This is a genomic window from Micromonospora sp. NPDC049089, from assembly GCF_040648775.1.
In the GTDB taxonomy this organism is placed as follows: Bacteria; Actinomycetota; Actinomycetes; order Mycobacteriales; family Micromonosporaceae; genus Micromonospora.
The window spans coordinates 1-11,360 of sequence record NZ_JBEZEH010000223.1 but is presented as its reverse complement, the minus strand read 5'-3'; the positions used below and the strand labels follow the sequence as shown (position 1 = coordinate 11,360).

The 11,360-nt window shown below is 71.4% G+C and carries 11 protein-coding genes; 6 read left to right on the top strand and 5 right to left on the bottom strand.

Translation table 11 applies throughout. The annotated features are described in order from the left end of the window. Positions 1–87: 87 nt before the first annotated feature. Together AB0B48_RS28425 and AB0B48_RS28420 are read right to left on the bottom strand one after the other, a co-directional pair. Positions 88–930: a peptidylprolyl isomerase gene (locus tag AB0B48_RS28425; RefSeq protein ID WP_357206834.1), complete on the bottom strand. Its 843-nt coding sequence runs from the start codon at positions 928–930 to the stop codon at positions 88–90. A gap of 59 nt (positions 931–989) precedes the next feature. Further along, on the bottom strand, positions 990–1,874 hold the full coding sequence (locus tag AB0B48_RS28420; protein WP_357206832.1) for a peptidylprolyl isomerase: 885 nt from the start codon (positions 1,872–1,874) through the stop codon (positions 990–992). Between the two features lie 270 nt (positions 1,875–2,144). Between AB0B48_RS28420 and AB0B48_RS28415 the strand changes: the two genes are divergently transcribed. The 3 genes from AB0B48_RS28415 to AB0B48_RS28405 all read left to right on the top strand — a co-directional run bounded on the left by AB0B48_RS28415 (position 2,145) and on the right by AB0B48_RS28405 (position 5,270). After that, positions 2,145–2,855 carry an MBL fold metallo-hydrolase gene (locus tag AB0B48_RS28415; protein WP_238659786.1) on the top strand — a complete coding sequence of 237 codons (711 nt, stop codon included), beginning with the start codon at positions 2,145–2,147 and terminating at the stop codon, positions 2,853–2,855. Between the two features lie 73 nt (positions 2,856–2,928). Then, positions 2,929–4,257 (top strand): histidine--tRNA ligase, encoded by a 1,329-nt coding sequence (hisS, locus tag AB0B48_RS28410; RefSeq protein ID WP_357206830.1) that lies wholly within the window; start codon positions 2,929–2,931, stop codon positions 4,255–4,257. Positions 4,258–4,328: 71 nt separating this feature from the next. After that, a complete protein-coding gene (locus AB0B48_RS28405; protein WP_357206828.1) occupies positions 4,329–5,270 on the top strand; it encodes an acyl-ACP desaturase in 942 nt (313 codons plus the stop codon). A 110-nt stretch (positions 5,271–5,380) separates the two neighbouring features. Here the strand turns inward: AB0B48_RS28405 and AB0B48_RS28400 are convergent, their stop codons facing one another. Further along, positions 5,381–5,887, bottom strand: coding sequence for a PaaI family thioesterase (locus tag AB0B48_RS28400; RefSeq protein ID WP_355009233.1), 507 nt, complete (start codon positions 5,885–5,887; stop codon positions 5,381–5,383). 55 nt (positions 5,888–5,942) lie between these two features. Here AB0B48_RS28400 and AB0B48_RS28395 point away from each other — a divergent pair, with 55 nt between their 5' ends. Both AB0B48_RS28395 and AB0B48_RS28390 read left to right on the top strand, forming a co-directional pair. Continuing rightward, the gene (locus AB0B48_RS28395) at positions 5,943–6,419 is read left to right on the top strand and encodes a helix-turn-helix domain-containing protein (protein ID WP_357206825.1); all 477 of its coding nucleotides are present in this window, start codon (positions 5,943–5,945) and stop codon (positions 6,417–6,419) included. A gap of 298 nt (positions 6,420–6,717) precedes the next feature. Beyond that, positions 6,718–7,764, top strand: coding sequence for a S1 family peptidase (locus AB0B48_RS28390; protein ID WP_357206823.1), 1,047 nt, complete (start codon positions 6,718–6,720; stop codon positions 7,762–7,764). 76 nt (positions 7,765–7,840) lie between these two features. Here AB0B48_RS28390 and AB0B48_RS28385 read toward each other — a convergent pair whose 3' ends face one another. Continuing rightward, a complete protein-coding gene (locus AB0B48_RS28385; protein WP_357206821.1) occupies positions 7,841–8,464 on the bottom strand; it encodes a DUF998 domain-containing protein in 624 nt (207 codons plus the stop codon). Positions 8,465–8,584: 120 nt separating this feature from the next. After that, entirely contained in the window at positions 8,585–9,319 is a 735-nt protein-coding gene (locus tag AB0B48_RS28380) for a DUF998 domain-containing protein (protein WP_357206819.1), read from the bottom strand. Between the two features lie 154 nt (positions 9,320–9,473). On the opposite strand from AB0B48_RS28380, the gene aspS reads away from it, so the two are divergent. Then, positions 9,474–11,279 carry an aspartate--tRNA ligase gene (gene aspS, locus AB0B48_RS28375; protein WP_357206817.1) on the top strand — a complete coding sequence of 602 codons (1,806 nt, stop codon included), beginning with the start codon at positions 9,474–9,476 and terminating at the stop codon, positions 11,277–11,279. Positions 11,280–11,360 lie beyond the last annotated feature (81 nt).

The window sequence follows — 11,360 nt, the reverse complement described above, 5'->3', positions numbered from 1 at the left end:
AGGCGCCTGTGCGCACGTACCCCGTACCCTGGGAACAGGACAGCGCCCGCCGGGTCAGCCGGCGGGCGCTTCGTCGTGCGCGTGGGGTCAGCCCTGCGGGTTGCTCATCGTGAGGTCCTTGATGATGACCTCCTTCTTCGGGTGGCCGCCGCCGGCCTGCTGGGCGAACGCCCCGTCGTCGCCGGCCTTGGCCACGTCCTTGACCAGGTCCATGCCGCCGGTGATGGTGCCCAGCACCGTGTACGCCGGGTCCAGCGGCGAGTCGCCGTAGACGATGAAGAACTGGCTGCCGGTGCTCCCCGGATCCTGCGACTTGGCCATCGCGATGACGCCCTCCGGGTACGGCGGGCGCTTGTCGGTGGGCAGGTTCTCCTCGGCCATGCGGTAGCTCGGGCCGCCCTGGCCGTCGGTGTCCCGCCAGCCGTTGCCGGTGGCGCTGGGGTCACCGCACTGCAACACCTTGATGCCCTCGCTCACGAGGCGGTGGCACTTGGTGTTGTCGAAGAAGTTCTTCTCCGCGAGGTAGGTGAAGCTGCCCGCCGTGCACGGCACCAACGACCGGTCGACCTTGGCCGTGATCGGGCCGAGGTTGGTGTCGATCGTCATGGTCTGCACGCCCGTGGCGGACTGCTCGTTGCTCGGCACCCCCACGTCCTTGATCTGCGGGGGCCGCTGGTCGGTGGGCAGCGCGTTGTACGCGCACTCGGCCGCACCGGCCGCCGGCGCGGCGGTGTCGCTCTTGTCGTCGTCGTCGCCGCCGAGGCTCACCGCCAGCCAGACGGTGCCGGCGACCACGAGCACCAGCGCGGCAGCCGCGCTGACGATCGCCGTCGTCTGCCGGCGCTTGCGGGCCTTGGCCGCGCGCTCGGCCATCTCCTTCTCGAGCCGGGCGCGTGCCGCCGCGCGCTGCCGCTCTCTGGTGGACGTCACGCCTGGATCCTCCTGGCTGTCTGCTGCTGGGTGCCGCTTGGGTTGTTGGTGGCGCCCGGTCAGCCGGCGCTCGGGCTGCTGGCCGGGGTGCCGGAGGCCGACGGAGCCGGTGCCGCACCGGTGACCGGCTCACCGACCGTGAGGCTCTGGATCGTCACATCGGTGCTGGGCTTGACCTTCGCCCCGGTCCCATTGTCCACGGTCGGGAGGGCGCCGATCTTCTCCACCACGTCAAGCCCGCCGGTCACCCGGCCGATGACCGGGTACTTCGGGTCGGCGGTGGTGAAGTCCTTGAAGAAGATTAGGAACTGGCTGCCGTTGCTGCCCGGCGGGTTGGAGACCATCGTCACCGTGCCCTTCGGGTACGTCGGCGGCTGGCCGGGGGCCGGACTGGCCGACGGCGACGCCGACGGCACGGTCGGCACCTCTTCGTCGTAGAACGAGTAGGTCGGCCCACCAAGACCCGTGCCGCTGGGGTCGCCGCAGCGCAGCGCGCCCTCGGCGGTGATCTCGTGGCACTTGGTGTTGTCGTAGAACGACCGGCTCGCCAGGTGGGCGATGCTCGCCGCCGCGCACGGAGAGTTGGTCAGGTTCAGTTCCGCGGTGATCGGCGCGCCCTGGTTGGTGGTCACTGTCATCGCCCGGGTGCCGTCGGTGGGCAGATCCTTGGTGGCCGGCGTGCCGACGTCCTTGAGGTTGGTGTTGGCCGTCGCGTCCTGCGGCGTCCAGAGGCAGGTGTCCTCCGCGGCCGTGTTCTGCTTCGGGTCGGAGTCGAAGGCCCCGAGCGCCCAGGCTGAGCCGGCCACGACCAGCACGAGGATCAGAGCGGCGCCAACTCCGGCCTGGATCTGCCGTCGGCGCCGCGTCGAGGCGGCCCGGCGGGCCAACTGCCGGTCGAGCTTGGCCCGCGCCAGTTTGCGCTGCCGGTCCCTGCTGGAAGCCACCGGTGCTCCCCTTTCCTCTACCTGGTCGTCGCCGGCGGCCGGTCGCCCCGGCCCGTCCGGGCGTCACGTGTGCCGCGCCACACGCCCGCCAGAGTGTACGGCTAGTGACTGGGAATGTGGTGTACGAGGTCCACCCCATCCCGAGCAGCGCTTATCGGAGGTTGTCACTGTGCCTGGCGGGACGTGTGGGACGGACGCGGCAAACTCGCTCGGCCCGCCCGATAGGCTGCTGTGCAGGACGACAGATGCTCGACGGAAAGGACAGCGCCTGTGCTCGTGGCCGGCTTTCCCGCGGACGCCTTCGGCACCAACTGCTACGTGGTTGCCACCGCGCCGGGGGAGCAGTGCGTGGTGGTCGACCCGGGCATCGGGGTGCTCGACCAGCTCGACGCGCTGCTCGCCGAGCACCGCCTGCATCCGGCCGCCGTGCTGCTCACCCACGGCCACCTCGACCACACCTTCTCGGTCGCGCCGGTCTGCGGCGCGCGCGGCATCACGGCGTACGTGCACCCCGGTGACCGGGAGATGCTGGCCGACCCGTCGAAGGGCCTCTCGACCGACCTGACGTCGCTCTTCGGCGGCCGGCTGAGCTACACCGAGCCGGAGGACGTGGCGGAGTTGACCGACGGCGCCACCCTCACACTCGCCGGCCTGGAGATCGCCGTCGACCATGCCCCGGGCCATACCGGCGGGTCGGTGCTGTTCCGGCTGCCGGGCGCCGGGTCGGGCTGGGAGGCTGACGAGCTGTGCCTCTCCGGTGACGTCCTCTTCGCCGGGTCGATCGGCCGCACCGACCTGCCGGGCGGGAGCATGCCGGCCATGCTCACCAGCCTGCGCGACAAGATCCTTCCGCTGGCCGACGACACCGTCGTGCTGCCCGGCCACGGCCCCAGCACCACCATCGGCCGCGAGCGCGCCAGCAACCCGTACCTCATCGAGGTGGCTGGCACGTCGCCGGCCGCTCCCACCCGGGGCCTCTAGATCTTCTGTCCGCGCCGCACGCGGACCCACGACACCACCGCGCCACCGGCGCGGGACCGCAAGGAGTACGCCGATGAGCAAGCCCACGCCCATCTCCGGCTTCCCGGAGTGGACTCCCGGACAGCGGATGATCGAGCAGTTCGTGCTCGACAGGATCCGGGCCACCTTCGAGCTGTACGGCTTCGCGCCGCTGGAGACCCGGGCCGTGGAGCCGCTGGACCAGCTGCTGCGCAAGGGCGAGACCTCGAAGGAGGTCTACGTGATCCGGCGGCTGCACGCCGACGCCGAGGGTGCCGGTGGTGACGACCAGCTCGGCCTGCACTTCGACCTGACCGTGCCGTTCGCCCGGTACGTGTTGGAGAACGCCGGCAAGCTGAGCTTCCCGTTCCGCCGCTACCAGATCCAGAAGGTGTGGCGGGGCGAGCGGCCGCAGGAGGGCCGCTACCGGGAGTTCGTCCAGGCCGACATCGACATCGTCGACCGGGACACCCTGGCCGCGCACCACGAGGCGGAGATGCCGCTGGTGATCGGGGACGCGTTGCGGTCGTTGCCGATCCCACCGGTGACGATCCAGGTCAACAACCGCAAGATCTGCGAGGGTTTCTACCGGGGCATCGGGCTGACCGACCCGGAGGCGGCGCTGCGGGCCGTGGACAAGCTCGACAAGATCGGCCCGGCGAAGGTGGCCGAGCTGCTGGCCCAGACCGCCGGGGCGAGCGAGGCGCAGGCCAAGGCATGCCTGGCGCTGGCCGAGATCTCCGCCCCGGACGCCTCGTTCGCCGACGCCGTCCGGGCGCTCGGGGTGAACGACCCGCTGCTCGACGAGGGTATCGAGGAGCTGGTCCGGGTGGTGGACACCGCCGCCGAGCACTCGCCCGGCCTCTGCGTGGCGGACCTGCGCATCGCACGCGGGCTGGATTACTACACGGGCACCGTCTACGAGACCCAGCTGCGCGGCTACGAGCGCTTCGGCTCCATCTGCTCCGGCGGCCGGTACGACAATCTGGCCAGCGTCGGCGCTGTCTCGTACCCGGGGGTGGGGATCTCGATCGGTGTGACCCGGCTGCTCGGTCTGCTCTTCGGCGCGGGGGAGCTGTCGGTCTCGCGGGAGGTGCCGACCGCCGTGCTCGTCGCGGTGACCAGCGAGGAGCACCGTACGGCCAGCAACCGGGTGGCCGAGGCGCTGCGGCGGCGGGGGGTGGCTACCGAGGTGTCGCCGAGTGCGGCGAAGTTCGGCAAGCAGATCCGTTACGCCGAGCGGCGCGGCATCCCGTACGTGTGGTTCCCCGGTGCCGAGGGAGCGCCGGACGAGGTGAAGGACATCCGCTCCGGTGAGCAGGTCACGGCCGGTGCGGGGGAGTGGACGCCACCCCCGGGAGACCTCAAACCCACTGTCGGGTGAGTGCCCCCACTGGCGCTGACGGCCGCGGGGACCTACGGTAGCGTAAGTTACGCCACCGTAGGGAGTTTCTCGTGACCGTCAGCACCACAGTGAGCCAGACCGCGCTGCTCGTCGAGTTGGAGCCGGTTGTCGCCCGCAACCTGGACCGCCACCTCTCGCTCGCCAAGGAGTGGTTCCCGCACGAGTACGTGCCGTGGAGCGAGGGGCGGACCTTCGACGGCCCGCTCGGCGGCGAGGCGTGGTCACCGACCGACTCCACCATCCCGGACGTGGCCCGCACCGCGCTGATCGTGAACCTGCTGACCGAGGACAACCTGCCCTCGTACCACCACGAGATCGCCACCCTGTTCGGTCGCGACGGCGCGTGGGGCACCTGGGTGCACCGGTGGACCGCCGAGGAGGGTCGGCACGGCGTCGCGATCCGCGATTACCTGACCGTCAGCCGGGCGGTCGACCCGGTGGCGTTGGAGCGGGCCCGGATGACGCACATGTCGGAGGGCTACACCAACGCCCACGGCGACGAGGTGCTGCACTCGCTGGCGTACGTCTCGTTCCAGGAGCTGGCCACCCGGATCTCGCACCGCAACACCGGCAAGGCCACCGGCGACCCCACCTGCGAGGCACTGCTGGCCCGGGTGGCCGCCGACGAGAACCTGCATATGGTCTTCTACCGCAACCTGCTCGCTGCGGCGTTCGAGCTGGCCCCGAGCCAGGCCATGCGGGCCGTCGCCGACGTGGTGGCCGACTTCCAGATGCCGGGCAGCGGCATCGACGGGTTCGCCCGCAAGTCGGTGGCGATCGCCCTGGCCGGCATCTACGACCTGCGCCAGCACCGCGACGAGGTGCTGCAGCCGGTCCTGCGTCAGTGGGACGTCTTCAACGTGACCGGCCTCAACGCCGACGGTGAGGCCGCCCGCGAGCAGCTTGCCGCCCAGCTGGAGAGCCTGGACCGCGCCGCGAGCCGCTTCGAGGAGAAGCGCGACGCCCGAGCCGCCCGCCTAGCCCTCCGCTAACCCACCCCACCCTGTCCCCCCGGCACCAGCCTGTTGATCATGAAGTTGTTGCCACTCGCGTCGGCGTGTCGGGGCAATAACTTCATGATCAACTCGGGGAGGAGGTGGGGTCAGGGGAGGGGGAGTAGGAGGCAGGTGCTGGTGGCGTGGGCTACGAGGCGGTCGGTGGCGTCGGTGATGCGGGCCTCGGCCAGGGCCGTACGGCGGCCGCGTTGCAGCACGGTGCCCTCGCAGCGCAGGGTGCCGCTGTCGACGGTGACCGGGCGGAGGAACTTCACGTTGAGGTCCAGCGAGGTGTAGCCCACCCCGGCGGGCAGGGTGGTGTGCACGGCGCACGCCGCTGCGGTGTCCAGCAGGGTCGAGAGCACGCCACCGTGGACGCTGCCGAGCGGGTTGTAGTGGAACTCCTGTGGAGTCAGTTCGACGACGACCCGGCCCTCGTCGGCTTCCATCCTGGCCATGTCGAGAAGGTGCATCACCGGCGGCGCGGCCAGCTCGCCGGCGATCATCGCCCGGAGCATGTCGAGGCCGCTTCGCCGACCGACCTGGGCGGCGTTGGTCGCCGGGTCCGCCCACGTGAAGGTACGGCTGCGCGCTGGTTCCTGCGTCTGCGTCATGGACGCAGCCTGTCAGCCGGTTGCTGAGTCTGTCAACGAGATCTAGCCTGGTCGGATGCGACCCGCGGCTCTGGACTGGTCAGTGGAGAACTGCACCATCGCCCGCGCGATGGAGGTCCTCGGTGAGCGGTGGACTCTGGTGGTCCTCCGTGAGGTGTTCACCGGCGTACGCCGCTTCGACGACATGCGGGTACGCACCGGCATTCCGCGCCAGGTGCTGACCAATCGGCTCGCCACCCTGGTGGAGCAGGGCGTGCTCAGTCGCGAGCCGTACCGGGAGCCCGGCAGTCGGCTGCGCCACGAGTACCGGCTCACGGACAAGGGTCTGGACCTCTGGCCGGTGCTGGTCGCCGTCCTCGCCTGGGGCGACCGGTACCTCGCCGACGCTGAGGGCCCACCGCTGCGCGTCACGCACCGCAACTGCGGCGCCGAGGTACGCGCCGACCTGCGCTGCGCCGACGGTCACGACGTGGGGCGGCCACGTGACGTGGTACCCAGCCCGGGCCCCGGCGCCCGACGCCGTACCCCCTGACCCGACGAGGGCGCGCCCCACGCTGAGCGGCGACTCAGAGCAGGCATCGATGACCGTACGCGCCGAAAGTGCGGCGGTCGCCGATTGGGTGTGACGGTGGCTGTTCACCAGCGTGTCGGGGGTGTTGCGGCCGTGCGACCAGCCGAGGTCGACGAATTCGGGCGAATCCAAGCCTTGTTAATGATCTTAAGTATGTGAATACTTCAGTCTCAGCCGGCCGGTTTCCCCAGATCGGCCGCGTTGCCCTCGGGTCAGTCGCCCCCGGCAGACCCGCTCCCCCGCCCAGGAGGTTTGTTACATGCGACCCACGAGGTCCTCATTCCGCGTTGCGGCCACAGTCGCCGTTTCCGGAACCCTGGTCGTCGGCTCGCTCATCGGCGCGCCCGCCCAGGCCGCTCCTGCCGCGTCCCCCGACGCCGCCGCCGCGATCTCCGCGGAACTCGGCGACCGCTCCGCCGGCTCGTACATCGACGCCAGCGGCAAATCCGTCGTCACGGTGACCGACGCGGCCGCCGCCAGTAAGGCGAGCAAGGCCGGCGCCGTCGTCCGCTACGTCACCCGCGGTGCCGCCGAGCTCAACCGGGCCACCGCCGAGCTGGAGCGCTCCGCCAAGATCCCAGGCACCGCCTGGTGGAGTGACCCGGTCACCAACCAGGTCGTCGTCTCCGTCGACAGCACCGTCACCGGGGCCAAGCTGGAGCGGGTCAAGGCCGCCGCCGCGCGGGCCAACGGCGCGGTTCGGGTCGAGGCCGAGGCGGGCGTGCTGAGCACCCGGATCTCCGGCGGCCAGGCCATCTACGCCGGCGGGGGCGGGCGCTGCTCGCTCGGCTTCAACGTGCGCAGTGGCAGCACCTACTACTTCGTGACGGCTGGGCACTGCACCAACATCTCGGCCAGCTGGTACTCGAACTCCGGCCAGACCTCGCTGATCGGCACCCGTACCGGCACCAGCTTCCCGGGCAACGACTACGGCATCGTGCGGCACAGCAACTCGGCCAACGCCGCCGGCAACGTCTCCCTCTACAACGGCAGCTTCCGCGACATCACCGGCTCGGGCAACGCGTCGGTCGGCCAGTCGGTGCAGCGCTCCGGCAGCACCACCGGCCTGCGCAGCGGCTCGGTGAACGCGACCAACGCCACGGTGAACTACGCCGAGGGTTCGGTCTCCGGTCTGATCCGCACCAACGTCTGCGCCGAGCCGGGCGACAGCGGCGGCTCGCTCTTCGCCGGCGGCACCGCCCTGGGTATGACCTCCGGTGGTAGCGGCAACTGCCGCACCGGTGGGACGACCTACTTCCAGCCGGTCACCGAGGCGCTCAGCCGTTACGGCGTCAGCGTCTTCTGATCCACGCACCGCTCGCGGGCCGCCGGAACTCTCCGGCGGCCCGCGTCGCGTTGACAGCCACCGAACACGACGACGCTCAGCCGGGCCCGGACGGTCCCGGTCGGCCCCGGGAGACCAGCACGGCGGCCAGCGGTACGCCCGCCTCGGCGGCCGCCGCCAGCCGCTCGGTCAGCCCGATCCATGCTCCGTCGGTGAAGAGCTCGGCGGCGAACCAGCCCACCAGCGCGAGGAGGACCACCGCCGCCGCGAGCGCCAGCCGGCGTACGAAAGCCGGAGCGTGGTGGTGCTCGCGGTCGAGAGACGGCCTCGCGCGACGCGGCACCGCCAGGGCCGGCCAGACGGCCAACGCCCCGAACGCCACACCGGCGGCCACGGCGTGGGTCGTCGAGTCACCGGTCAGGTGCTGCGGGAACGCGCCCACGACCACTGTCGCCAGCCCGCCCAGTGCGAGTAGCGCTCGGCCCGCCGGTGCGGCGCCGACCAGGCCGAGCGCGGTCGTCAGATGGCAGAGGCCCAGGCCGACCAGCCCGACCGTCATGATCCAGCGATGGTCCGCACCCGTGGCGGCGAGCGCGCTGATGGTCTGCCGCACCGGGTCGAATCCGTCGGACTGGGCGGCCTGCGCCAGAGTCCAGCCGCCGACAAGGAACAGTGGTGCGCCGCCGGCTGACAGCAGGGCCCAACGGGGAACGGTGGACATCGGGCGATCGTAACGATGCGAGACCGAAGCCGCTTCCGGGCCGCATGCTCGGGCTGACCGGCCGCCGGTGCGGACGCTCGAACAGGCGCGGGCGACGGAAAGATCAGACGGGCCGCCGACTCACGGCAGCCGGTCGGGGCGCCCGGAAGCAGGCCCGCTCGGTGGTCCGAGGGGATCCGGGGGTACGACGCCGATGGTCGGCAGGTCCGGGCCGACGCGTACGGTGCCGCCGGTCGACCAGGCGAGGTACGCCCGCCGGGCGGAGAGAACCGCCAGCAGCGGCCAGAGGGAGACCGCCACCGCCGTCACCCGCTCGGCCAACCCCGTGCGGGAGCCACTGGTCACCTCGAACGCGCACCAGCCGAAGAGCGCGAGCAACACAAGCGTGGCGCTCAGCCCGACCGCCCGGCGGAACGCCCAGGGCGGCTCCGATCGGGTGGGGTGCTCGGTGTCGTGGCCGCGCGGCAGCCGCAGTGCCGAGCCGGCCGGCCAGAGCACCAGGGCGAGAACGGCCACCGTCGCCGCGACGCCGTGGCTGAGTGAACCGCCTACCGGCGGCCGGGGAAAGGCGACGAGCGCGATGGTGGCCACCCCACCGATCGCGAGCAGGAAACGGCTGGGCAGCCCGGCTGCGTGCAGGACGGCGGCGACCGACAGGTAGCAGCAGCCGAGCAGCACCAGGGCCACCACCATGATCCAGGCGTCGGTGGCGTCCTGTCCTGCCAACTCGCTGATGGTGTCCCGGACCGGGTCGTACCCGACGGGCTGTCGGGCCTCCGCCACCGTCCAACCGGCCACCAGCAGCACGGGTGCCGCCGCCGCCGTGGCGACGGCCCAGTTCGGTACGGGCCGCATTTCGCCACGTTAACCGGCTCGGCTGCCGGGGGAGTCGGGTTCGCGGGTCCACCCCACCAGCGAATCGTGCCGGCCTGCCGGGTGCCCGGAGGCGGGGCGGCCACCCCTGACAGAATGCGGGTGAGGACTGTTCCACGATGAGGAGTTGCCAGCCGTGATCCGTACCCACAATGCCGGAAGCCTGCGCGCCGCGGACGCCGGCTCGACGGTGACGCTCGCCGGCTGGGTGGCCCGCCGCCGCGACCACGGCGGGGTCATCTTCGTCGACCTGCGCGACGGTTCCGGTGTTGTCCAGGTGGTGTTCCGCGAGGAAGACGCGCACGCGCTGCGCAACGAGTTCTGCGTGAAGGTCGTCGGTGAGGTGACCCGCCGTCCGGCCGGCAACGAGAACCCGGAGCTGCCCACCGGCGAGGTCGAGGTGACCGTCGTCGAGCTGGAGGTGCTCTCCGAGGCGGCGCCGCTGCCGCTGCCGGTGGACGACCAGATCGAGGCCGGCGACGACATTCGACTCCGGTACCGCTACCTGGACCTGCGCCGCAGTGGCCCGGCGAACGCGCTGCGGCTGCGCTCGCGCGCCAGCCAGCTGGCCCGGGGCGTGCTGCACGAGCGGGACTTCCTGGAGATCGAGACGCCGACGCTGACCCGCTCGACGCCGGAGGGGGCCCGCGACTTCCTGGTGCCGGTGCGGCTTCAGCCCGGCAGCTGGTACGCGTTGCCGCAGTCGCCGCAGCTGTTCAAGCAGCTGCTGATGGTGGGCGGCATGGAGCGGTACTACCAGATCGCCCGCTGCTACCGCGACGAGGACTTCCGCGCCGACCGGCAGCCGGAGTTCACCCAGCTCGACATCGAGATGTCGTTCGTGACCGAGGACGACGTGATCGACCTTGGTGAGGCGATCGTCTCGGCGCTGTGGAAGGACCTGGCCGGGCACGAGATCAGCCGTCCGATCCCGCGGATCACCTGGCACGACGCGATGGCACGGTACGGCTCGGACAAGCCGGACCTGCGCTACGGCGTCGAGCTGACCGAGCTGACCGAGTACCTGCGCGGCACCGAGTTCCGGGTCTTCGCCGGGGCCATCGACGGGGGCGGGTACGTCGGCGCGGTGGTGATGCCGGGCGGCGCGGCGCAGAGCCGCAAGGAGCTGGACGGCTGGCAGGACTGGGCGAAGGCGCGTGGCGCGCGCGGTCTGGCGTATGTGGTGCTGGACGCGGAGACCGGCGAGGCACGTGGCCCGGTGGCGAAGAACCTCTCCGCCGAGCACCTGGGCGGGCTCGCCGACGCGGTCGGCGCGAAGCCGGGTGACGCGGTCTTCTTCGCCGCGAGCGCCACCACCCGGGAGGCACAGGAGCTGCTCGGGGCGGCCCGCGTCGAGATCGCCAAGCGGTCCGGCCTGATCGACGAGAGCGCCTGGGCGTTCTGCTGGGTGGTCGACGCGCCGATGTTCGAGCGCACGGACGAGGGCGGTTGGACGGCCGTGCACCACCCGTTCACCTCGCCGAACTCGGAGTGGGTCGACCGGTTCGAGGAGGCTCCGGACCGGGCCCTGGCGTACGCGTACGACATCGTCTGCAACGGCAACGAGATCGGCGGCGGGTCGATCCGTATCCACCGGGGTGACGTGCAGAAGCGGGTCTTCGACCTGCTCGGCATCACCCCCGAGGAGGCGCAGGACAAGTTCGGCTTCCTGCTGGAGGCGTTCAAGTACGGCGCTCCGCCGCACGGCGGCATCGCCTTCGGCTGGGACCGGGTCTGCATGCTGCTCGCCGGCGCGGACTCGATCCGTGAGGTCATCGCGTTCCCGAAGACCCGGGGCGGCTTCGACCCGCTGACCAGTGCTCCCACCCCGATCACCGCACAGCAGCGCACCGAGGCCGGCATCGACGCCAAGCCCAAGCCGGCCGCGGCGGCCCACACCGGCACCGCCGGCCCCGCAGCCCCGGTAGCCGACCCGGTCTGAGGCACCCCCACCCGCCCTTCGCTTGGTTGATCAAGAGGTTTGGGTGAACATAGCCCCGCGGGATTTACCCAAACACGTTTT

Coding starts and splice junctions, on each gene's coding strand:
- AB0B48_RS28395 (WP_357206825.1), top strand. CDS start 5,943: ATGCGACCCGCGGCTCTGGACTGGTCAGTGGAGAACTGCACCATCGCC.
- AB0B48_RS28390 (WP_357206823.1), top strand. CDS start 6,718: ATGCGACCCACGAGGTCCTCATTCCGCGTTGCGGCCACAGTCGCCGTT.
- AB0B48_RS28400 (WP_355009233.1), bottom strand. CDS start 5,887: ATGACGCAGACGCAGGAACCAGCGCGCAGCCGTACCTTCACGTGGGCG.
- hisS (WP_357206830.1), top strand. CDS start 2,929: ATGAGCAAGCCCACGCCCATCTCCGGCTTCCCGGAGTGGACTCCCGGA.
- AB0B48_RS28385 (WP_357206821.1), bottom strand. CDS start 8,464: ATGTCCACCGTTCCCCGTTGGGCCCTGCTGTCAGCCGGCGGCGCACCA.
- AB0B48_RS28380 (WP_357206819.1), bottom strand. CDS start 9,319: ATGCGGCCCGTACCGAACTGGGCCGTCGCCACGGCGGCGGCGGCACCC.